Below are 22,132 nucleotides of genomic sequence, written 5' to 3'. Positions count from 1 at the left end.
AGGGAGCTTCGTTCGTCCGGGGGCGGGGGAGCGGTCTCGGGGATGGGGGCTGCTCCATCTTCAAGGCATGGCGGAGCATCCAACACCGCTGGAATCCCCTGGGCCTCTCCACCTCCACTCCTTCCTTCGGGAGCACCGCTCCCACATCCTGGAGCACTGGGAGCGGGCGGTGCGGCTGTTGCCTTGTACGCGGGGCCTGCCCTACCCGCGGCTCGGCAGCCACCTGCCGGTGTTGCTCGAGCGCATGGCGGGGATGCTGGAGGCGCTCCACCAGGGGACGCCGGGCAGCCTGGCGGAGACGCCGGAGCTGGACGTGTTGGACCGGCTGGACCTGGGCTACGACCTGGAGGAGGTGTCGGGCGAGTACTCGGCCCTGCGCACCAGCATCCTGCGGCTGTACACCCAGCATCTAGAGCACCGGGGGGCGCGCGAGCTGGCGGCGGTGCTGGGGGAGCTGGAGCGCTTCAACCGGGCCTTCGACGAGCTGATGGCGGTGGCCGTCGCGCGTCATGCCCGGGTGCGCGCGCGCACCTACCAGGCCCTCGAGCGCATCTCCCAGTCGGCGGGCGGGACGGAGGACCTGGACACCTTCCTGCCCCGGCTGCTGCGCGTGATGCTGGAGGCCACCTCGGCGGTGGACTCCGTGACGCTGCTGCTGCGCGAGGGGGACGTGCTGCGGGCGCGCGCCTCCGTGGGGCTGGAGGAGCTGGTGGCCTCCGGCTTCTTCGTGCGGGTGGGCGAGGGCTTCGCCGGGCGCATCGCCGCCGAGCGGCGTCCCATGGCGCTGCGCTCGGCGGCGACGTCTCCGCAGGTGAAGTCGGGGGTGTTCCGCCGCCAGGGGACGCGCGGCCTCTATGGAATACCCCTGATGCAGGGGGAGGAGGCGCTGGGCGTGGCGATGATGGGCAGCCGCACGGCCTTCGACTTCTCCAACGAGGACAAGCTGCTCTTCGGGGCGATGGTGAGCCGGGCCACCGCGCTCATCCTCCAGGCGCAGCTGGCGGCGGGTGAGCGCCGGGCGCGGGAGCACGCCGAGCGGACCCTGGAGCGGCTGCGGGAGCAGGAGTCTCGCACGGCCCGCCTCCAAGAGGTGACGGCCTCGCTGTCGCAGGCGCTCACCACCGCGCAGGTGGCCCACGTGGTGGTGGAGAAGGCGGTGCGGGCGCTGGGGGCCGCGGGCGGCTCGCTCGGCCTGTTGTCGGAGGACGGCCGGTGGTTCGACATGCTGGAGGCCACCGGCTACGCGGAGGCGGAGACGCGGGACTGGAAGCACTTCCCGGAGGACTCGCCCGGCATGTACCGCGACGTGGTGCGCACGGGCGCGCCCCGCTTCTACGAGTCGCTGGAGGCCGTATTGGCCGACTACCCGCACTGGAGGGGGCACCCCGAGGTGGAGGACTACGGCGCCTTCGTCTGCTTGCCGCTGAGGGTGGAGAGCCGGGTCATCGGCGCCATCGGGCTGTCGTTCCGCCGGCGCCATCCGTTTCCCCCGGACGAGCGGGCGTGGATGGGCGTGGTGGCCGGCCAGTGTGCCCAGGCGCTGGAGCGCGGGCGCCTCTATGATGCCGAGCGGCGGGCGCGCACCGCGACGCAGGAGGCCCTCTCGCGGCTGGACGCCATCATGGAGACGGTGCCGGTGGGCCTGGGCTTCTGGGACACGGAGCTGCGCTACGTGCGGCTCAACGAGCACCTGGCCCGGATGAACGGGGTCCCTCCCCAGGAGCACATGGGGAAGAGCGTGCGCGAGGTGATACCGCGGGTCGCCGCGCAGATCGAGCCCGTGCTGCACCGGGTGCTGGAGACGGGCCAGCCGGTGATGGACGTGGAGTTGTCGGGAGAGACGCCCGCGCGGCCGGGCGTGAGGTGCCACTGGCTGGCCAGCTACTACCCGGTGCAGGACGCGGACGGCACCATCTCGGGGTTGGGCGTGGTGGTGATGGACATCTCGGAGCAGAAGCGCGCGGAGGAGCACCTGCGCCGGACGGCGGAGTTCCGCGAGCGCTTCATGAGCATCGTCTCGCATGATCTGCGCAACCCGCTCAACGCCATCCTGCTGTCGGCCAACGCGCTGCTGCGCTCGGAGGACCTGGGGGAGCGGCACGTGAAGGGCGCGCGCCGCATCATCGCCAGTGCCGAGCGGATGAAGCGGATGATTTCGGACCTGCTGGACTTCGCGCGCGGGCGGCTGGGCGGCGGCATTCCCATCAGTCCGCGGGCGTTGGAGCTGACGGCGCTGTGCCGCGAGGTGGTGGAGGAGCTGGAGGCGGGACGGCCCGGGCGCGAGGTGGAGCTGGAGGTGGAGGGGGACCTGCAGGGCGAGTGGGACGCGGACCGGCTGTCGCAGCTGCTCATCAACCTGGGGAAGAACGCGCTCGACTACAGCCCGGAGGAGTCACGGGTGCGCTTCTCGCTGCATGGTGAGAATGGCTTCGTGCGGCTGGAGGTGCACAACGAGGGGCCGCCGATTCCACCCGAGCGGCTCGGGTCCATCTTCGAGCCCTTCCGGCGGTTCTCGGAGGAGGCGCAGTCACCGACCTCGACCTCGGGGCTGGGGCTGGGCCTCTACATCGTGCAGCAGATCGTCCTGGCGCATGGGGGCAGCGTGTCCGTGCGCTCCACGCAGGAGGAGGGCACCACGTTCACGGTGCGGCTGCCCCGGCACGGTGCGGGGACGGGGTTGCACTGAGCGGCGGGCCCGGGTTCTCGCGCGGCAGCCGGGCGGTGAAGGTGGTGCCCTTGCCCGCGTGCGACCCGGCGTCCAGCGTTCCGCCGTGGGCGAGGATGATCTGCTGCACGATGTAGAGCCCGAGTCCCAGTCCGCCCCCGTGGTGTGCGTTCTCGCGCGTCCCGCGGCGGAAGGGCTCGAAGAGCACCGGCAGCACCTCCTCGGGGATGGGCGCACCCTCGTTGTGCACGGAGAGCACCACCTCGTGGGCGGCCCGCCCGTCCACCGTGACGCGGATGGGAGAGCCCTCGGGGCTGTACTGCAAGGCATTGCCCACCAGGTTGGAGACGACCTGGGAGAGCCGTCCCGCGTCCCACTCGCCCAGCCCCTGCCCGAGCACCCGCAGCGACAGGCGCGAGCCGGGGTGCGACGTCTCCAGCTCCTCCAGCGCCTCGCGGCAGATGACGGACAGGTCCGCCAGGCACGGGTCCATCGGCATGCCGCCGCCCAGCCGGCTGCGGGTGAAGTCCAGCAGCTCGGAAATCATCCGCGCCATGCGGTCCGCGCTGGAGGAGATGCGCCGCACCGCCTTCAGCTCGCGCTCGGGCAGGGCCTCGGACACCAGCAGCACGCGGGCCGAGAGGGTGATGGCGTTGAGGGGGTTGCGCAGATCATGCCCGACGATGCCGAGGAAGCGCTCGCGGAACTCCGCGGTGCTGCGCAGCCGCTCCAGCGACTCGTCGCGCTGGTGCTCCAGGGCCAGCCGCTCCGTCTCGTCGCGGGCGGTGAGCACGGCGCCCACGGGCGAGCCGTCCGGGCGGCGCAGGGGCGAGGCGGTGCCGCACAGCGTGCGCACCGAGCCATCCGGGCGCCGCACCAGCCAGCGGGCGTTGGTCACCGGCGTGCCCTCGAGGGCGCGGTAGAGGGGCGTCTCCTCCAGGGGCAGGGGTTGCCTCTCCAGGTTGAGCAGGCCGAAGGTGGCGGCCCACTCGGGGGCGGACACCTGCTGGCGGGTGACGCCGTGCTGGCGCTCGGCCTCGGCGTTGAAGAGCCGGATGACGCCCTTGGCGTCCGTCACCACGACGGCATCGCCGGTCTGCTCGATGACCAGGTCCAACAGCGCCTGCCGCTCCTCCACCGCGCGGTGGGCGGCGTGCTCGCGCTCCAGCATGGCGGCCCGCTCCGACTCGGCCCGCACGCGCTGGCGCAGGGCGCGCACCAGGAAGCAGCCCAGGGCCACGGCCACCACCACCGTCCCGAGGAAAGCCAGGGCGAGCATCCCCAGCGCCCGGCCCGCATCCGCCCGCGTCTGGTGGCGGGTCTTCCAGTAGCGCTCGCGCTCGTGGTCGGCCAGCGCGTTCAGCGTCTTCTCCATCTCCATGCGGATGGGCTGCAGCTCCGCCAGCAGCCGGGGGCCGGACTCGGGGCCCTCCTCGCGCCGCGTGGCGATGAGGCCGTCCAGGACGTGGCGGGCCCGGTCGCGCGTCGCCACGAAGTGATCCACCAGCCGGCGCTCCTCGGGCGTCCGGGGCTCCTGGCGCGTGAGCTGCTCGACGACGGTGCCAAAGCGCTCGCGTGACTGCTTCAGCCGGGCCAGGTGGGGCGCGTCGTCTTCCAGGAGGAAGTCGCTCGCCTGGTGCATGAAGTGGGTGTGGGCCGTCACCAGTTCCTGGGTGAGGACCACGTCCTCCATGTAGCCGGTGAGGAGCTGATCCTGGTAGCGCAGGGCGGAGCGCAGCACGGCGAGCGAGCTGGCACCCAGCAGGATGGCCAGCAGGGCGACGAAGAGGAAACCGGCGACGGCCTTTCGCATCGGCCGGAACAACGCCCGGGCGGCCGGAATCGTGCCGTTGGGGGTCCGAGGAGCGGGGGGGGACGCCTGCTCGCCTGGAGTGCTGCAACGCGGAGCGCTTCCAGGCATCGTAGGGCCGCCATGGTACGTCATGTCATCGTCGTGGGAGCGGGACCCGGGGGCTTGTCGGCCGCCATCAACCTCGCGGGGTTGGGGCTGAAGGTCACGGTGGTGGAGAAGGATCCGGTGCCCGGCGGGCGCATGAAGGGCCTCACCCTGGGCGAGCATGGCGAGTACGCCGTGGACACGGGGCCCTCCATCCTGCAGCTGCCCGGGGTGCTCGAGCGCATCTTCGAGCGCGCCGGCAAGCGCATCTCCGACTACGTGAAGCTGGTGCCGCTGGACACCAACACCCGGGTGCACTTCTGGGATGGCACGTACCTGGACACCACGCGGGACGCGGCGCGCATGGAGCGCGAGGTGTCGAAGTTCGGCGCGGACAAGGGGCCCGCGCTGCGCCGCTGGCTGGAGGAGAGCCACGCGAAGTACCCGCTGGCCTATGAGAAGTTCATGGCCACGCACGCCGACAGCCTCGCCTACTACGCGCCCTGGCGGCTGCTCTCCACGTTGCGCTTCAAGCCCTGGCAGACGCTCTACAAGCACCTGGACGGCTTCTTCCACGACGACCGCATCACCTACGCGCTCTCCTACCCCTCCAAGTACCTGGGGCTGCACCCCACCACGTGCTCCTCGGTCTTCAGCGTCATCCCCTACCTGGAGCTGGCCTTCGGGGTGTGGCACGTGGAGGGCGGGTTCCGCTCCCTGGCGCGGGGGATGATGAAGTGCGCCGAGGACCTGGGCGCCACCTTCCGCCTGGGCACGCCGGTGGAGCAGGTGTTGGTGGAGTACGGCCGGGTGGCGGGGGTGCGGCTGGCCAATGGCGAGCGCCTGGAGGCCGACGCGGTGGTGGTGAACGCGGACCTGCCCTACGCGGCCCAGAAGCTCGTCCCCTCCGAGGCCCGGGCCGGCACCCGGCTGACGGACGCCGCGCTGGAGAAGGCGAAGTACTCGTGCAGCACCTTCATGGCCTACTACGGGCTGGACCGCGTCTACGACGAGCTGCCCCACCACCTCATCTACCTGTCCAACAGCGCGCGGCGCACGGACCGGGAGGCCCTGGAGGACCAGCGGGTGGACCTGGACGACCCGCCCTTCTACGTCTGCAACCCCACCGTGACGGACAAGAGCGGGGCGCCCGCGGGCCACTCCACCCTCTACGTGCTGGTGCCCACGCCCAACACCTCGCGGGAGGTGGACTGGGCGGCCACCGAGCGCACCCTGCGCGAGCGGATTCCGGCCATGCTGGAGAAGGTGGGCCTCAAGGGGGTGCGCGAGCACATCCGCGCCGAGCGCTACTTCACCGCCGAGACGTGGCGGGACGACTTCAACGTCTTCCGGGGGGCCGTCTTCAATCTATCCCACACCTGGACACAGCTGGGCCCCCTGCGGCCCCACGTGAAGAGCCCCAGCGTCGAGGGTCTCTACTGGGTGGGGGGTGGGACACACCCGGGCAGCGGGCTGCTCACCATCATGGAGAGCGCCAACATCGCGGCGGACTACCTGTCCCGGGAGGCGGGGAAGGGGCCCCTGGCCGGCTGGCCGTATGTGCCGCCGGTGGACGGGCATTCAACCGAGCCCCATGCACGTGTAGGCTGAGGTCACCCGGAATACGTGGTAGGACTCGGAGCCTTTCGACACGCGAACGATGAACGAAGCGCTCCAAGTCCTGTTGGCCGATGGTGTGATTGACGAGGTGGTGGGCCGCCTCAAGAGTGGCAAGGAGGCGGACGTGTATCTTGTCCGCCACCATGGCGAGGTGGTTGCCGCCAAGATCTACAAGGAGCGCGAGCACCGCAACTTCCGCAACAACTCGGGCTACCGCGAGGGCCGGCAGGTGCGCAACAGCCGCACGGCGCGCGCCATCGCCAAGGGGAGCCGCTTCGGAGTGCAGGCCGCCGAGGACGCCTGGAAGACGGCGGAGGCGGACGCCCTGGGCAAGCTGCACGCGGCCGGGGTGTGCGTGCCCAAGCCGGTGATGTTCTACGAGGGCGTGCTGCTGATGGAACTGGTGCTGGACCTCGAGGGCCACCCGGCGCCGCGGCTGGAGGAGGCGGCACTGACGGCCGAGGAGGCCTCGGCGCTCTACGCCGACCTGCGCAACCAGGCCATCCGGATGCTGTGCTGCGACCTCATCCACGGGGACCTGTCGGCCTTCAACATCCTGCTGGGCAACCGCGGGGCCACCATCATCGACTTCCCGCAGGTGGTGGACGCGGCGGCCAACAGCCAGGCCGAGTTCTTCTTCAAGCGCGACGTGGAGAACCTGCGCCGCTACTTCGAGTTGGCGGACCCCAGCCTGCGGGCGCGGGCCGGGGACGCGAGCGAGATCTGGCGGGCGTACACCAAGCGCGAGCTGACGCCGGACTTCGTGCCCACGGGGCGCTTCCAGGCCGATGGCCCGCGCCGCTTCTCCGGTGGGCCGCGCAACGGGGACAACCGCTTCAACGGGGGCGACCGTCCGCCGCGCGGGGACCGTCCGCAGGGAGACCGGCCGCCCCGGAGCGACCGTCCCCAGGGCGAGCGCTTCCCGCGAGGCAATGGCGAGGCCCCACGTCAGTGGAGCGAGCAGGGCCCCCGGGAGATGCGTCCCCAGGGAGACCGGCCGCCCCGGAACGACCGTCCGCAGGGGGACCGCCCGCCGCGCGATGACCGTCCACGGGGGGACCGCCCCCAGGGAGACCGTCCGCCGCGCGATGACCGTCCGCGGGGAGACCGTCCGCCTCGGAACGACCGTCCGCAGGGGGACCGTCCGCCCCGGAGCGACCGTCCGCAGGGCGAGCGCATCCCGCGCGGCAACGGCGAGGGCCCGCGTCAGTGGAGCGAGCAGGCCCCCCGGGAGATGCGTCCGCAGGGAGACCGTCCGCCGCGCGATGACCGTCCGCGGGGGGACCGTCCGCCCCGGAGCGACCGTCCCCAGGGCGAGCGCTTCCCGCAGGGAGACCGGGCACGGGGGGAGCGTTTCCCTCGGGGCAACGGTGAAGGCCAGCGTCAGTGGGGAGAGCAGGGCGCGAGGCCCTCGGAGCAGCAGCCGGGGCCTCAGGGCCCGCGGGGGCGTCCTCCGGAGCGGAGGAGCGACAGGCCCGATCGGGGCCCACGTCAGGCTCGAGGCGGTGGCGGCGGTCCGGCGGTGTCCTACGTGAAGCCGGTGGTTCCTTCCGCTTCGCCGTCCAAGCCCGAAGACGACTCCTAGCGGTAGCGGTCCGTCGGCTCGGGCTGGCAGGCCACCTCGAGGAAGGTGGTGCTGCGCCCGCAGACGAGCACCCAGAGGCAGCGGAACAGACAGGCGGCTCCGAACTCCCGGTAGATGAGTCCGAGATTCTCGAGCACCTCGCGTCCCGTGATGACTCCCCGCATGCCGCACCCCCTGAAGAGCTTCGCAGGGGGCCCACTGCAAAGGCTTTGCCGAGCCCTTCCTGGCGCATTTACAGGGTCTGTCGGCGGGTGGACGCGCCAAGCGCCCCGTCTTCCGTTGGGAGATTTACGCCCACCTGTGCCGAGGTGTGACGACCCGGCCGCAAGCCTGAAGTTCCTACAGACGGCCTGTGGAAAGGTTGACGGGGGCTCGTGTGATGATGGCTCCGCCGTCCAACCCCTGTTCACCCAGGAGCCCCCCATGCGTCGCACCGTCATCGCCGTTGCCGTGGCCTTCGTCCTCGGTGGTTTCTCCCAGCGCGCCTTCGCCGAGAAGCAGCCCAAGATGGAGGAGGCGCTCGTCCACCTGCGCTACGCGCTGGCCGCGCTCAAGTCCGCCACCCACGACAAGGGCGGCCACCGCGCCAAGGCCGTCGAGCTCACCGAGAAGGCCCTGGAGGAAGTGAACAAGGGCATCGCCTACGACACCAAGCACTGACGCCTCGCGCCGGTCCATGGGCGCCAGCCAGGGAATACGGGTTATTTCTGTTATTCTAGAGAGCCCCCTTCCCTGGAGGTGCCCCCATGAAGCCGCGGTTGCGTCTGCACGTGTCTCTGCTGTGGTGTCTCGGTGGTCTGCTGCTCGGCTCGACAGCCGTGGCCCAGCAGGATCCCCGTGTCGTCGTCGTCCATCCCACCACCGGTGTGAAGGCCGGTGGCAAACGGCCGGCCTTCGCTCCGTCCCAGCCCAAGCGCTACTGGGCGGACTACGCCGGCAATGCCATCCGGCGCAGCAACCTCGACGGCTCGAACGTCGAGACGGTGGCCGCCGATACCAGCACCCCGTACGGCACCTCCTATGACCCGGAGACGGGGCACATCCTCTGGACGAGCTCGGGCGACGAGCTGGTGCAGATGGCGCCGGCCAGCGGGTCCGCCACCGCCACCACCCTCAACAGCTCGTTCGAGGAGTACTTCGCCGTCACCGTGAAGGGCACCGAGAGCAACGTGGCCTACGGGGTGGTGAACGGGCAGATCCTCAAGGTCACCGAGGACCGCAACACCGGCACCGAGCGGCGCGATGTGCTGTACACGCTCTCCTCGGCCGACGACGTGCACGGTCTGGCGCTGACGCCGGACAACACCGCCCTGTACCTGGGAGACCTGCAGGGCCGGATGACCCGGAAGCTGAACCTCCAGACGCTCCAGGTGCAGCCGCTCGTCTATGACAGCACGGACCCGTGCTCGATGTGCGTGATGTCGTCCAAGCTCGCGGAGTCCACCTCCACGGAGCGGACCGCCAGGCCCCGTCCCGCGACGAAGGAGAAGGCGCGATGAGCTCCCGGCGAAACCTCTTCCTGGTGGCGCTCGTCGCCGCCGTGTGCGGTGGCACCGCGGCCGGTGCGCAGACCGTCTACGGCTACGTGGACCTGCACTCGCACCTGATGGCCGAGCACAGCTTCGGCGGCGGCTGGTTCGCGGGCACCCTCGAGGGCCCCATGGACGTGGCCGTCCAGCGCTGCGACGGCAACTTCCCGCTCAAGTCCCACGCGGCCACGCGCTTCCCGGTGGTGTCGGAGCTGCTCGGCGCCGATACCGGCTGGCACGAGGGAAAGAAGCGCGGCTACGACCGGCGGCAGTGCCAGTACTTCCTGGGCATCAAGATTCCCGGCACCTGCCCGCAGCAGCACTTCGAGCACTGGCCCATGTGGAACGCCATTGCCCACCAGCAGATGTGGCAGGGCTGGTTGCAGCAGGCGTACCAGAACGGGCTGCGCATCATGGTGGTGTCCGTCGCGGAGTCGAACTTCCTGTGCGCCAACACGGCCTCCTCGACGCGCCGCTACGACTGCGACGAGATGGCGTCCATCAAGCGGCAGATCTCCGCGGCGCAGGGCTTCGCCTCCCGCAACAGCGGGTGGGTGGGCATCGCCACCACGCCCGCCCAGGCGCGGGCGCTCATCCAGCAGGGCAAGCTCGCGCTCGTCCTGTCCGTCGAGGTCACCCAGCTCTTCCCCTCGGGAGACTTCCTCGCGCAGTTGGATGAGCTGAGGGGCATGGGCGTGCGCTCGGTGCAGGTGGTGCACCACGCGGACAACCGCTTCGGCGGCGCGGCCCCGATTCCGGAGCTGATCGGCGCGGCCAACAAGATCGAGACCATCACCTTCAGCGAGCAGACGCGCATCAACGACATCGTCTGCCGCAACAGCGCGGGCAGCTCCGGCAAGTGCAATGGCGACACCTACCTCAACGAGCGGGGCCTCTCCACCGAGGGCAACACCCTGGTCCGCGCGATGATGGACCGCGGGATGCTGGTGGACGTGGCGCACCTGTCGCGCAAGTCGTTCACCAACGTCTATCAACTCGCGCAGCAGCGCGGGAACTACCCGCTGCTCTACTCGCACGCGCACATGTGGAACACGATCGACTCCTCCGTGGACCGCCACGAGAAGTACATCAAGCAGGAGGAGATCCAGATGATCACCAACACGGGGGGCATGGTGGGGCTGCGCACGGGCCCGGAGTCGACGGTCCAGTACGGCTCCGCCGTCAGCAACAGCTGCCAGGGCTCGGCCAGGTCCTTCGCCCAGTCGCTCATGTACGCGGTGGACAACGGCTTGAAGGTCGGGTTCGGCGCGGACCTGAACGGCTTCACGCCGCAGCTCAAGCCCCGCTACAGCTTCTTCGGCTGCCCCTCGGACTTCACGCAGATCAACAACGCCGGTGGGCCCAATGACCTGCACAAGAAGGGCCTGGCCCACGTGGGGCTGCTGCCGCAGCTGATGACGGATTTGCAGGCCGTGGGAACGCCCTCCTACTACCTGGACCACCTGAACCGCTCCGCGGAGAACTTCCTGCAGGTGTGGGAGCGCAGCGCCAGCATGGCCACGGTGCAGACCGGCAACTGGACCGGCTGGCTCAACCGCGACGGCCCGAGCGGCTCGGGTGACTGGGAGGGGCTGAGCGACTTCGTCATCGCCGGCCAGACCTGCTCCAGCCCCATCGGCATCGAGTGCCAGAACACCTCCGGTGTGAACTGGACCCAGACCGGCGAGGCCTATACCTGCTCGCCCTCGGTGGGCGGCATCTGCCAGAACGCGGACCAGTCCGATGGCTACTGCCAGGACTACCGGGTGCGCTTCCTCTGCCCCACGAGCGGCTCGTTCAGCTACAGCGCCACCAACACCAACAGCGCGCAGCAGAACACGCCCACCCACAACGTGCTGCTCAACGCCGGGCAGACCCTCCAGTTCGGCACCTGCACGGTGGGAGGCTCCTCCGGCTCGGGCGACACGTACCTGCGGCTGTATGGCCCGGGCGGCACGCAGGTGGCCGCCGCCGACGACAGCTGCGGTCTGCTCACCTACCTGAGCTTCACGGCCAGCCAGAGCGGCACCTATCAGATCCGCGCCGGCTGCTACTCCAGCGGTAGTTGCAGTGGGACGGTGGCCTACACCATCCAGTAGAGCGGGACTCCCGTGGGAGGTGAGGGGCGGCAACGTCCCTCCCTCCCGCGAGGAGGGGTCCGGTTGTGACGCCCCGCGTCAGGCACTGGGGGGCCGGTGATCCAGGAAAATATCCGACTGGCGCAACTGGAAACCTACAAGGTCGATAATCGTAAATAAGCAGGTTCCCGTACATCTCCCGCCCCGGGCGTACCCTGGCGCGCTGGCTTTTCGCGAGGTTGCTCCATGTCGATCAAGAAGACGGACGGCTCCACCTACATCCCGAAGCCGAAGCCGCCCGAGCCGAAGCCGGTCGAGACCAAGGCGAAGCCGAATACGACGGCGCAGACGGGCACCCAGGGCACGGCGACGCGGACGACGGCGCGCAATGAGGTGAAGCCGCAGCAGACGCGGGACGGGTTCGACGGCGGCAAGGCGCCCACCTCGGCGGCGCGTGGCCAGCAGGCCGAGAAGCTGGGCTCCACCACGGCGCCCACGGCGGCCCAGCAGCCCGGTGCGGCGGACAAGGGCGCGCTGGCGAAGCTTGGCCTGACGGAGGACGACCTCAAGAAGGCGGGACAGGCGGCGCGTCCGCACCTGGAGAAGGCGGCGCAGTCGGTGGTGGGTGGCCACCCGGAGCAGGCGCTGGAGCACCTGCGCAACGCGGCGCTGGCCTCGCCCGAGGTGGCGCAGAAGGCCATCAACGGTCTGGCGCAGAACCTGCCCGCGGGCCCGGCCAAGACGCTGCTGACGGATCCGAAGGTGGCCAAGGAGCTGGTCACCAACAACCAGCTGCACGCCTCCATCGGCAAGCTCATCCAGAACCCGGGTGACACGGCCGCCGTGCGCGAGCTGCTCAACAACGCCCCCGCGCGCGACGCGGTGCTGGGCGCGCTGAGCAACGATCCGCAGGTCAAGGAGCAGCTGGCGAAGGTCGGCCTGGAGCCGAAGGATCTCGTGGAGGCCGGTGCCGCCGCGCCGAAGCTCTGGGACGCCGCCGAGAAGATCAAGGCGGGTGATGTGAAGGGCGGTCTGGCGGACATCCAGAAGGCCGTGGAAGCCGCGCCGGGCCTGGCCGCGAAGATTGGCGAGAAGCTCGAGAAGCTCCTGCCGCAGAGCGTGAAGGACCAGTTCGCCAAGCTGGGCATCACCCCGGAGCAGATCCGCACGGCGGGCCCGGCGCTGCCGCACCTCTATGAGGCGGCGGACGCGGCTTCCAAGCAGGACTGGGGCAAGGCCTTCAACGCGCTGAAGGAAGCGGCCATCGCCGCCCCGGACCTCACCACCCAGGCGATGAAGGGCCTGGCGCAGCAGCTCCCGGCCGAGCTCGGCGCGGTGAAGACGCTGCTGACGGACGACAAGTTCCTCAAGGAGGTCGTCACCAACCGCGACCTGCACGGCCAGGTGGGCAAGCTCTTCAACGAGTCCACCCGGATGGAGGGCCTGCGCGGGCTGCTCAACAACGACAAGGTGCGTGACTCGGCGCTCACCGCGCTGGGCAACGACCCCAAGGTCAAGGAGCAGCTGGCCAAGGTCGGCCTGGAGCCCAAGGACCTCGTGGAGGCCGGTGCCGCCGCGCCGAAGCTCTGGGACGCCGCCGAGAAGATCAAGGCGGGCGATGTGAAGGGCGGTCTGGCGGACATCCAGAAGGCCGTGGAGGCCGCGCCGGGGCTCGCTGCCAAGATTGGCGACAAGCTGCTGAAGGTGCTGCCGCAGAGCGTGAAGGACCAGTTCGCCAAGCTGGGCATCACCGAGCAGCAGATCCGCACCGCGGGCCCGGCGCTGCCGCACCTCTACGAGGCGGCGGATGCGGCTTCCAAGCAGGATTGGGGCAAGGCCTTCAACGCGCTGAAGGAAGCGGCCATCGCCGCCCCGGACCTCGCCACGCAGGCGATGAAGGGCCTGGCGCAGCAACTGCCGCCGCAGCTGGGCGCGGTGAAGACGCTGCTGACGGACGACAAGTTCCTCAAGGAAGTCGTCTCCAACCGCGACCTGCACTCGCAGGTGGGCAAGCTCTTCGATGAGTCCACCCGGATGGAGGGGCTGCGCGGGCTGCTCAACAACGACAAGGTGCGTGACACGGCGCTCACCGCGCTGGGCAACGACCCGAAGGTCAAGGAGCAGCTGGCCAAGATTGGCCTGGAGCCGAAGGACCTCGTCGAGGCCGGCAAGGCCGCGCCGAAGCTCTGGGACGCCGCCGAGAAGATCAAGGCGGGCGATGTGAAGGGCGGTCTGGCGGACATCCAGAAGGCCGTGGAGGCCGCGCCGGGGCTCGCTGCCAAGATTGGCGAGAAGCTGCTGAAGGTGCTGCCGCAGAGTGTGAAGGACCAGTTCGCCAAGCTGGGCATCACCGAGCAGCAGATCCGCACCGCGGGCCCGGCGCTGCCGCACCTCTACGAGGCGGCGGACGCGGCTTCCAAGCAGGACTGGGGCAAGGCCTTCAACGCGCTGAAGGAAGCGGCCATCGCCGCTCCGGATCTCACCACCCAGGCGATGAAGGGTCTGGCGCAGCAGCTGCCGCCGCAGCTGGGCGCGGTGAAGACGCTGCTGACGGACGACAAGTTCCTCAAGGAAGTCGTCACCAACCGCGACCTGCACGGCCAGGTGGGCAAGCTCTTCGACGAGTCCACGCGGATGGAGGGCCTGCGCGGGCTGCTCAACAACGACAAGGTGCGTGACACGGCGCTCACCGCGCTGGGCAACGACCCGAAGGTCAAGGAGCAGCTGGCGAAGGTCGGCCTGGAGCCCAAGGACCTCGTGGAGGCCGGTGCCGCCGCGCCGAAGCTCTGGGACGCCGCCGAGAAGATCAAGGCGGGTGACGTGAGGGGCGGTCTGGCGGACATCCAGGCGGCGGTGCAGGCCGCGCCGGGGCTGGCCGCCAAGATTGGCGAGAAGCTGGTGAAGGTGCTGCCGCAGAGCGTGAAGGACCAGTTCGCCAAGCTGGGCATCACCGAGCAGCAGATCCGCACCGCGGGCCCGGCGCTGCCGCACCTGTTCGAGGCGGCGGATGCGGCCTCCAAGCAGGACTGGGGCAAGGCCTTCAACGCGCTGAAGGAGGCGGCGATCTCCGCGCCGGACCTCACCACGCAGGCGCTCAAGGGCCTGGCGCAGCAGCTCCCGGCCAACCTGGGCCCGGTGAAGACGCTGCTGACGGACGACAAGTTCCTCAAGGAGCTCGTCTCCAACCGCGACCTGCACAGCCAGGTGGGCAAGCTCTTCAACGAGTCCACGCGGCTCGAGGGCCTGCGCGGGCTGCTGGGCAACGACGCGGCGCGCGACACGGCGCTCACGGCGCTCAGCAACGACCCCAAGGTCCAGGAGATGCTGACCAAGGCGGGCCTGACGCAGCAGGATCTGCTGCAGGCCGGCAAGGCGGCGCCGCACCTGTTCGACGCGGTGAAGGCCTTCTCCGAGGGGAAGATCGACGACGGCATCACCGCGCTGGGCGCGGCGGCCGAGGCCGCTCCGGAGCTGCTCAACAAGATCGGCGAGAAGCTGATCAACAAGCTGCCCGAGGGCCTGCGCAAGAACATCAGTGACCTGGGCATCACCCCGTCCGAGCTCATCCAGGCGGGCCGTGCGCTGCCGGACCTGCTCAAGGCGGGCCAGGCGCTGGGCCAGGGCGACTTCCAGGAGGCGCTCAAGGGCCTGAGGGACGCGGCGGGCAAGATGCCGGCGTCCATCATCGAGAAGGCCATCACCACGACGGCCGGGAAGCTCTCGGACGAGGGCTTCGCGGGCGTGGCGAAGTCGCTGCTCACGGACAAGGACTTCGTCCACCAGCTGGTCGCCAACCCCGACGTGCACGCGGCGTTCGACAAGATGATGTCGGGCGACATCGTGCAGGGCACCAAGGACCTGCTGACCAACCCGGCGCTGGCCACGGCGGCGGGCAACGCGCTGGCGAAGAACGCCGGGCTGATGGAGAAGCTCAAGCCCTTCGGCATCCAGACGGGCGCGGACATCGCGGCGCTGGGCGGCGCGGTGTTCGACGTGATGCAGGCGGGCCAGCAGATCGCCCAGGGCAAGCCGGGCGACGCGCTGAAGACGCTGGGCAAGGCGCTGGCGGAGGTGCCGCCGGAGCTGCGCGGGCGCATGGCGGGCGCGCTGGCGGACAAGCTGGGCGCTCCGGCCTGGGCCAAGGACACCATCGTCGCGGCGGCGAGTCTGCTGGGCAACGACGACGTGGGCAAGGCGCTGGGTGACGCGTTCGGGGCGCTCAAGAACGGGGACGTCAGCGGCTTCGTGAAGGGCCTGGCCACCACGGGCAAGACGATTGCCCAGACGGCTCCCGAGGCGGCCAAGGCGTTCCTCAACTCGCTGTCGCATATCCCGGGCAGCCTCGGCGAGCTGTTCGCGGACCGCGAGCTGAACGCGGCGATGGTGGACTCGGGCGCGGTGACCAACCTGTTCGAGGCCGCGGAGAAGCTGTCCACCGGCGACATCGGCGGGGCGCTGCGCGAGATCGCCGAGGCGGGTGGAGCGCTGCTGACGCAGGGCGACCACTTCGAGGTGGCGGGCCAGGAGCTGCCCTTCGGGCGCCAGGGCATCGAGAACATGACCCGGCTGTTCGGCCGGTTCGTGGACGCGCTGCCGGACGAGCTCAAGGAGAAGATCGCCAAGGAGTCGGCGAAGTTCGCGGCGAAGGCGGGGCTCAAGTCGGTGCCGCTGCTGGGCAACGTCATCAGCGCGGGCAGCGCGATTGGCAGCGCGAAGGACCTGTGGGACGAGTTGCGCAAGGACCCGAAGGACGGGCTCGACATCGCCCTGGCGGCCGGCCAGCTGGGCCTGGACGTGGCCGGAGCGGTTCCGGGTCTGAACAGCATCACGGGCCCGCTGCAGATCGTTCTGGGCACGGCGAAGGTCGTCAAGGGTGCCGCGGATCTGATCGGCGACTTGAGCTCGTTCCAGAAGAGCCTCGTCGGAGCCTGAGCCAGAGGAAGTCCGAGCCAGAGGAATCCCGAGCCCCTCGCCCCCCACAACCCCTCTCCCCCCGGGAGAGGGACGGGGTGAGGGTCTCGAGGTCCCCGGGTCGAACCCGCGTCAACTCCCTCTCCCTCTGGGAGAGGGTGGGGGTGAGGGTCTGCCCGCGTCACGCCCCCGTCCGCAGATAGTTTGACCTGAAAGCATCCTGGATGCCAGGCCCCCCATGAGGAGGAAGAGGCGGGCGGGTGTAAGGTGCGCGTGGGCTCCTCGCGCGATGGGGAGCGCCTTGCTACGAGCACAATCACTCATGAAGAGTCTGAAGCTGGCGGTTCTGCCCCTGATGACGCTGCTCGCGGTGCCGGCCGAGGCCGCGCCTCGCGTGAAGGTCATCCTCCCGGAGAAGACGAAGAACACCTGCATCCGCAAGGTGGCGCGTCTCTCTTCCACGCTCAAGTACGATGCCGCGCTCGCCGAGCTCGCCGCGCCCGGGTGTACCCAGGACCTGAAGACGGAAGAGCAGCTGTGGGTGTCGCTGATGGAGGGCGTGCTGTACCAGGCGCTCGAGCAGACGCCGCAGGCGGAGGACGCCTTCTGCCGTGCGTTCAAGCAGGAGGAGCTGGCGAGCCTGCCCATCGAGAAGCCGTCGGCGGAGCTGGACGGGCTGTTCGAGAAGATGCGGGTGGAGTGCCCGGATCGCAACAAGGCCAAGGCCGAGCAGGCCGAGGCCGCCGCCGCGGCAGCCGCGGCCCCGGCGCCGGTGGTAGCGGAAGTCGCGCCGCCGCCGCCCGCCGAGCCGCCGCCGCCCGTCGTCGAGACGGCTCCGGCGCTCTCGCTGATGGACTCGTTCGAGCTGTACGCCAGTCTGCACGGTGAGGCGGATGTGGGAAGCAGCGGGCCGCTGCCGCTGGCGGGCGTGAACGTGAACGGCTCGGTGCTGCTGCCGGGCGGGCTGAGGGCGGGACTGGGCCTGACGGCGCTGGCCTCGCCGCGGTTCTCCTCGGGCATTGGCATGTTGCTGGCGGACGTGCGCGTGGCCTATCCGCTGCTCGCGTCGCCGGGGAGCTTCGGGCTGCAGGTGTTCGCGTCGGGTGGCCCGCTGATGTACGGGCCCAACCCCATGGCCGCCGGAGGCAGGGCGGGACTCGGGGTGGCGCTGGACATGTCCAAGGTGCGCGTGTCGCTGGGCGGCTCCTACGAGTGGCGCAGCCACTACCGCCTGGACTACGCGGCGCCGATGGCGTGGCTCGAGGTGGGTTGGAAGCTCGCGGGCCGCTGACCCCGCGGCCGCCGTGCACGGAAGCCGCCGAGGTCCAGGGAGTCCCTGGGCCCAGGCGGCTTCTGCATTTTCAGCCCCCGCGGTGCCCGAGCCGCTCCAGCTCCGCCTGCAACTCCGACAAGCGGCGCTCCGCCTCCTCGCGGCGCCGGGTCTCCTCCGCCAGCTGTTGCTCCGCCTGCTGGCGAAGCTGGATCTCCTCCTCGCGGCGCCGCACTTCCTCCTCCAGCTGGCGAGCCTCCTCCTCCGCACGGTGCTGCACCCCGAGCAGCAACCCCTCCAGCCGGGCGATGAGCTCTTCCGACTCCAGCAGCAGGGCGTTGCCCGACCAGAAGCGCAGGCGATCTTCCTCCACCTGCACCTCCAGCCCCAGCACTCGCGACACATAGCGCCCCTGTCGCTGCTCCATGGGCACGTAGGTGCGAGCCTCGGGTGAAGCCAGTTGGTACGCCTCCAACCGCTGCCGGGCCCGGTCGTAGATGAAGTACTCGGGGATACCGAGCCGGGCGTAGCGCCGCACGTTGTACTCGGCGTCCTTCTTGCGGTCGCCGCCCACGTGCACCTCCATCACCCAGTCCAGCCCCTTGCCCTCGTGGCTCACCACCCACTTCTGGCGCGGGTGCGGCTCGGCATCCAGCACGGCCAGCAGGTCCGGCGCGAAGCGGCGCTCACCCGGGTAGTAGATGGGCAGCTCGGCGCCCAGATACACCTTGCGCTGCTGGCGTTTGAAATAGCCTCGCAGCGCGTCCATGGCCTGGACCTTGCCCTGGAAATGCCGGTCGCCCTCCGGCATGGCCATCTCGTCCCACGTCACCTCCCCGGGCAGTGACTCCACCACCCGGGCCCGCTCCTCCGGCCCCATCGCCTCCCACTCCTCTTGCGTGGGCGCCCGGGGGAAGGCGTCACCACGCTCGTCCGTGTGCCATCCCATGCCCGTAAGCGTGCGACGGGTGACCTCGGCGGTCAATCGCCCCCACGCTACTTCTCAGCAAGGAGCAGGCCGAGTGGACAGAGTCCGCCGCGCCGAGCGGACGGTGCGCGGGAGCGCCCGTGTCACCCATCCCGTGCTGGAGGCGCCATCCCGGGGCGAGGACGTCTTCTACCCGAGCTTCTTGATGAACGCGGCGGCCAGCTCGGCCTTCTTCGCGTCGCTCTCGCCCGCGGGGACGATGAGGATGCGCTCGGGGGATAGCACCTTGCGCGCCCGCTCCTGCAGGTGGGCGGAGTACTTGGCCACGTACTCGTCGGCGGTCTTCTGGGCGACGCCCGAGGCCAGCCCCTTCTTGCGCTGCTCCTCCAGGCCCGCGAAGTCGAGCACGCACCCGTCCGCCTGGCCGAGGTAGAGCAGCCAGCTGACGCTGTAGAGGCCCACGCGCTGCTTGCCGGCGGCGAGCTTCTCGAGCGCTTCCTTGTAGTAGGGCGCCAGCTTGGGGTTCTCTCCCGGAGGCAGGCCGCCCTGGAGCAGCAGCTTCTGGGCCTCCTTGTTGTCGGAGACCGCGTCGGTGATGGCCTCGTTGTCCACGAAGGTCAGCTGGGACGTGGCGCAGGCACGAGCCATCCAGGGCGAGGGTTCGGCCGGCTCGTTGTCGAAGACGATGACGAAGCGCTTCATTCGGAGAAGGTCTCCAGGAGAGGGGTAGGGCCATCATAACCCCGGGAGGCTGGCAGGAGGGCATCCTGGCGGGCGGAATCTCCCCGGGGAACACGGCGTCCCAAGGCCGGTGCGCTGGCGGACCTTCCGGCACGGGAGATGCGGCACGCGTGGGGGCGCCGGGTTAGAGAGAGGGCGTGTCTCCTCCGCCTTCCACCCCGCGTCCCCCCCAATCCCTCAAGGCCCGGCTCAAGGGCATGGGCACCCTCTTCCGGCAGCTGCCGGGCACCTTCCGGCTCTTCTGGGCGGCGAGCCCCCGGGGCGCGGTGGTGCTCGGGGTGCTGACGCTGGTGGCGGCGCTGGTGCCGGCGGCCATCGCCTGGGTGGGCAAGCTCATCGTGGACGGGGTGGTGGCGGCGTCCTCCGGCGGGGGCGAGGCGGCGCGTGAGCGGGTGCTGCGGCTGGTGCTGCTGGAGTTCGGGCTGATGGCGGGCTCGGTGACGCTGGACCGGGCGCTGGCGCTGACGCGGGAGCTGCTGCGCGCCAGCCTGGGCAACCTGCTCAACGAGCGGATTCTCCAGAAGGCGCTGCAGCTGGAGCTGCGGCACTTCGAGGACTCGGACACGTACGACAAGATGCAGAACGCGCGGCGCGAGGCCAACAGCCGGCCCTTGGCGCTGGTGATGGACGCGTTCTCCATCGTGCGCAACATGGTGACGCTGTCGACGTACGCGGTGCTGCTGGTGGCGCTCTCGCCCTGGAGCGTGGTGGTGCTGGTGGCGGCGAGCATCCCGGCGTTCCTCGCGGAGGCGCGGCTGGCGGCGGAGGGCTTCCGGCTGTACTCGTGGCGGGCGCCCGAGGGCCGCAAGCTCAACTACCTGGAGTGGATCCTCACGCGGGACAACCACGTGAAGGAGGTGAAGGTGTTCGCGCTGGGCCCGCTGGTGCTGGGGCGCTACCGGACGCTCTTCCAGAAGTTCTTCCAGGAGGACCGGGCGCTGGCGCTCAAGCGGCTGGGGTGGGGCTTGGGGCTGGGGCTGCTGTCGCTGGGGGCGTTCTACGGCTGCTACCTGTTCGTGGCGAACCGGGCGGCGCTGGGGCAGCTCTCCGTGGGTGAGATGGTGCTGTACCTGGGCGTGTTCCGGCAGGGGCAGGCGGCGTTCCAGGGGATTCTGTCGAGCGTGGGGAGCATGTACGAGGGGGCGCTCTTCATGAGCAACCTCTTCGCGTACCTGGAGATACCCACGGGGCAGGAGACGCCCCGGGTGCTGCCCGCACATACGGCGCCGAGGGGCAGGGGCAACGCCATCGAGCTGCGCAACGTGTCGTTCCGCTACCCGGGGAAGAAGGAGTGGGCGCTGCGCAACCTGTCGTTGAAGCTGGAGCCGGGCGAGAAGCTGGCGCTGGTGGGCGAGAACGGGGCGGGGAAGAGCACGCTGGTGAAGCTGCTGCTGCGCCTCTACGAGCCGACGGAGGGGGAGATCCTCTACGGCGGCGTGAACCTGAAGGACATGGATCCGGAGGACCTGCGCTCGCGGTTCGGCGCGGTGTTCCAGGACTTCGTGCGCTACCAGTTCAGCGTGGCGGAGAACATCGGGCTGGGGCACGTGCCGGCGTTGGAGGACCGCAACCGCATCGTCCGGGCGGCGGAGCAGGGTGGGGCGAGCACGGTGATTTCGGCGCTGCCCAACCAGTACGACACGATGCTGGGCGGCTGGTTCGAGAAGGGGCAGGAGCTGAGCGGGGGGCAGTGGCAGAAGCTGGGAGTGGCCCGGGCGTTCATGCGGGAGGACGCGGAGGTGCTCATCCTGGACGAGCCGACGGCGAGCATCGACGCGGAGTCGGAGCACGCGCTGTTCGAGCGCTTCCAGGAGCTGGCGGCGGACCGCATCGCGCTCGTGATCTCCCACCGGTTCTCGACGGTGCGGATGGCGGACCGGATCGCCGTGCTGCACAACGGCGAGGTGGAGGAGCTGGGGAGCCACGCGGAGCTGATGGCGCGCAGCGGGCGCTACGCGCACCTGTTCAACCTGCAGGCCCGCGGCTACCGGGACTGAGCTGGCCGAGCCTACCCGCGCCGGTGCCCCCACTGTGCCCACTATCCCCTCGCCCTTCGGGAGAGGGACGGGGTGAGGGTGCCACGGACCTCGGGTTCCCCACCGGGGCCGTTTGTCCGTGTGTCACGGTTCGGGTCACTCACATCCGGAGGTTGTCGCGGCGGAGCTCGAGGGAGGAAGGAGCGGCTGTTGCCGGGCTTCCTCGCGCTGGGCCTCGGAGATCCATCCCAGTGCCTGCAGGCGCGAGAGCACGACCTCCCTCCGCGCGAGTGCGGCCTCGGGCCGGCAGAGCGGGTCATACCGTGCCGGCGCCTGGGTCAGTCCGGCGAGGAGCGCCGTTTCGTGGAGCGCGAGCCGCGTGGGCTCCTTGCCGAAGTAGCTGCGCGCCGCCGCATCGAGGCCGATGTGGCCCCTGCCAAACGAGGCACTCTCGGCGTAGGCGGCCATCACCTCTTCGGCCGTCCAGTGGCGCGAAATCCAGACAGAGAGGGCGAATCCATGCAGATGCCAGTTCAGCATCGGCGCACGCTCAGGCCGTGGCCGTGAAGCCAGCCACCGGCGCGCCACGTCCCCGGACATCCAGGATCCGGCGGAGCGCCGTCCGTGCTGCCGGTGCCGCCATGTCTGGACGAAGTCGTCCACGAGCGTCCAGGGCCAGAGTGGCTGGAGTCTCAGGGGCCCCTCTTCCACGGAGGCCCAGAGCACCTGGGAGGCGAAGTCCGTGCGGGGCGGGGGCGCGCGAGGCAGCTCGCCCACACGGGACAGGCCGTAGCGGTACAGGGCCTCCACGCTCCCGAGGAGCAACAGCGGAGGGAGGAGCAGCAGGGCGAGAGCCCACCGCGCGAGGCGGCGAAACGGGGTGTGGCCCAGGGGACGCATGCGGTGAGCGGCAGCAAACAGGATGCCACCGA

At 70.2% G+C, this 22,132-nt stretch carries 14 protein-coding genes; 9 read left to right on the top strand and 5 right to left on the bottom strand.

Annotated elements, in window-relative coordinates; all coding sequences use genetic code 11:
- Positions 1-169 precede the first annotated feature (169 nt).
- The gene (locus tag NR798_RS43685; protein ID WP_375768544.1) at positions 170-2,686 is read left to right on the top strand and encodes a GAF domain-containing protein; all 2,517 of its coding nucleotides are present in this window, start codon (positions 170-172) and stop codon (positions 2,684-2,686) included.
- Here the strand turns inward: NR798_RS43685 and NR798_RS43680 are convergent.
- Complete coding sequence (locus NR798_RS43680; RefSeq protein WP_375768543.1) at positions 2,640-4,478, bottom strand: ATP-binding protein; 1,839 nt, start codon at positions 4,476-4,478, stop codon at positions 2,640-2,642. The two genes, NR798_RS43685 and NR798_RS43680, sit on opposite strands and share 47 nt — an antisense overlap.
- A gap of 120 nt (positions 4,479-4,598) precedes the next feature.
- On the opposite strand from NR798_RS43680, the gene NR798_RS43675 reads away from it, so the two are divergent.
- Together NR798_RS43675 and NR798_RS43670 are read left to right on the top strand one after the other, a co-directional pair.
- Positions 4,599-6,173 (top strand): phytoene desaturase family protein, encoded by a 1,575-nt coding sequence (locus tag NR798_RS43675; RefSeq protein ID WP_375768542.1) that lies wholly within the window; start codon positions 4,599-4,601, stop codon positions 6,171-6,173.
- A 49-nt stretch (positions 6,174-6,222) separates the two neighbouring features.
- Positions 6,223-7,767: an RIO1 family regulatory kinase/ATPase gene (locus NR798_RS43670; protein WP_375768541.1), complete on the top strand. Its 1,545-nt coding sequence runs from the start codon at positions 6,223-6,225 to the stop codon at positions 7,765-7,767.
- Here NR798_RS43670 and NR798_RS43665 read toward each other — a convergent pair.
- A complete protein-coding gene (locus tag NR798_RS43665) occupies positions 7,764-7,931 on the bottom strand; it encodes a hypothetical protein (RefSeq protein WP_375768540.1) in 168 nt (55 codons plus the stop codon). The two genes, NR798_RS43670 and NR798_RS43665, sit on opposite strands and share 4 nt — an antisense overlap.
- 259 nt (positions 7,932-8,190) lie before the next feature.
- Here NR798_RS43665 and NR798_RS43660 point away from each other — a divergent pair, with 259 nt between their 5' ends.
- The 5 genes from NR798_RS43660 (at position 8,191) to NR798_RS43640 (ending at position 17,576) form a co-directional block, all read left to right on the top strand.
- Positions 8,191-8,427 (top strand): hypothetical protein, encoded by a 237-nt coding sequence (locus NR798_RS43660; protein WP_375768539.1) that lies wholly within the window; start codon positions 8,191-8,193, stop codon positions 8,425-8,427.
- Positions 8,428-8,513: 86 nt separating this feature from the next.
- Complete coding sequence (locus tag NR798_RS43655) at positions 8,514-9,266, top strand: hypothetical protein (protein ID WP_375768538.1); 753 nt, start codon at positions 8,514-8,516, stop codon at positions 9,264-9,266.
- Entirely contained in the window at positions 9,263-11,395 is a 2,133-nt protein-coding gene (locus NR798_RS43650; RefSeq protein WP_375768537.1) for a membrane dipeptidase, read from the top strand. Before NR798_RS43655 ends, NR798_RS43650 begins: the two co-directional genes overlap by 4 nt.
- A gap of 225 nt (positions 11,396-11,620) precedes the next feature.
- Complete coding sequence (locus NR798_RS43645) at positions 11,621-16,306, top strand: hypothetical protein (protein ID WP_375768536.1); 4,686 nt, start codon at positions 11,621-11,623, stop codon at positions 16,304-16,306.
- A 301-nt stretch (positions 16,307-16,607) separates the two neighbouring features.
- Positions 16,608-17,576, top strand: a complete 969-nt coding sequence (locus tag NR798_RS43640) for a hypothetical protein (RefSeq protein ID WP_375768535.1) — start codon at positions 16,608-16,610, stop codon at positions 17,574-17,576.
- Between the two features lie 70 nt (positions 17,577-17,646).
- On the opposite strand, the gene NR798_RS43635 is transcribed toward NR798_RS43640, so the two are convergent.
- Positions 17,647-18,504, bottom strand: coding sequence for a Uma2 family endonuclease (locus tag NR798_RS43635; RefSeq protein WP_375768534.1), 858 nt, complete (start codon positions 18,502-18,504; stop codon positions 17,647-17,649).
- A gap of 168 nt (positions 18,505-18,672) precedes the next feature.
- Positions 18,673-19,185 carry a hypothetical protein gene (locus tag NR798_RS43630; protein ID WP_375768533.1) on the bottom strand — a complete coding sequence of 171 codons (513 nt, stop codon included), beginning with the start codon at positions 19,183-19,185 and terminating at the stop codon, positions 18,673-18,675.
- Between the two features lie 236 nt (positions 19,186-19,421).
- Between NR798_RS43630 and NR798_RS43625 the strand changes: the two genes are divergently transcribed.
- On the top strand, positions 19,422-21,221 hold the full coding sequence (locus NR798_RS43625; RefSeq protein WP_375773916.1) for an ABC transporter ATP-binding protein: 1,800 nt from the start codon (positions 19,422-19,424) through the stop codon (positions 21,219-21,221).
- A 135-nt stretch (positions 21,222-21,356) separates the two neighbouring features.
- Here NR798_RS43625 and NR798_RS43620 read toward each other — a convergent pair whose 3' ends face one another.
- On the bottom strand, positions 21,357-22,100 hold the full coding sequence (locus NR798_RS43620; RefSeq protein ID WP_375768532.1) for a transglycosylase domain-containing protein: 744 nt from the start codon (positions 22,098-22,100) through the stop codon (positions 21,357-21,359).
- Between the last annotated feature and the right edge of the window lie 32 nt (positions 22,101-22,132).

The sequence above is a fragment of the Archangium gephyra genome (genome assembly GCF_042230915.1).
In the GTDB taxonomy this organism is placed as follows: domain Bacteria; phylum Myxococcota; class Myxococcia; order Myxococcales; family Myxococcaceae; genus Archangium; species Archangium gephyra_B.
The sequence above is the reverse complement of the archived record's forward strand: the minus strand, read 5'-3'. Positions and strand labels throughout refer to the sequence as shown.

Coding starts and splice junctions, on each gene's coding strand:
- NR798_RS43680 (WP_375768543.1), bottom strand. CDS start 4,478: ATGCGAAAGGCCGTCGCCGGTTTCCTCTTCGTCGCCCTGCTGGCCATC.
- NR798_RS43675 (WP_375768542.1), top strand. CDS start 4,599: ATGGTACGTCATGTCATCGTCGTGGGAGCGGGACCCGGGGGCTTGTCG.
- NR798_RS43670 (WP_375768541.1), top strand. CDS start 6,223: ATGAACGAAGCGCTCCAAGTCCTGTTGGCCGATGGTGTGATTGACGAG.
- NR798_RS43665 (WP_375768540.1), bottom strand. CDS start 7,931: ATGCGGGGAGTCATCACGGGACGCGAGGTGCTCGAGAATCTCGGACTC.
- NR798_RS43660 (WP_375768539.1), top strand. CDS start 8,191: ATGCGTCGCACCGTCATCGCCGTTGCCGTGGCCTTCGTCCTCGGTGGT.
- NR798_RS43655 (WP_375768538.1), top strand. CDS start 8,514: ATGAAGCCGCGGTTGCGTCTGCACGTGTCTCTGCTGTGGTGTCTCGGT.
- NR798_RS43650 (WP_375768537.1), top strand. CDS start 9,263: ATGAGCTCCCGGCGAAACCTCTTCCTGGTGGCGCTCGTCGCCGCCGTG.
- NR798_RS43645 (WP_375768536.1), top strand. CDS start 11,621: ATGTCGATCAAGAAGACGGACGGCTCCACCTACATCCCGAAGCCGAAG.
- NR798_RS43640 (WP_375768535.1), top strand. CDS start 16,608: ATGAAGAGTCTGAAGCTGGCGGTTCTGCCCCTGATGACGCTGCTCGCG.
- NR798_RS43635 (WP_375768534.1), bottom strand. CDS start 18,504: ATGGGATGGCACACGGACGAGCGTGGTGACGCCTTCCCCCGGGCGCCC.
- NR798_RS43630 (WP_375768533.1), bottom strand. CDS start 19,185: ATGAAGCGCTTCGTCATCGTCTTCGACAACGAGCCGGCCGAACCCTCG.
- NR798_RS43625 (WP_375773916.1), top strand. CDS start 19,422: ATGGGCACCCTCTTCCGGCAGCTGCCGGGCACCTTCCGGCTCTTCTGG.
- NR798_RS43620 (WP_375768532.1), bottom strand. CDS start 22,100: ATGCGTCCCCTGGGCCACACCCCGTTTCGCCGCCTCGCGCGGTGGGCT.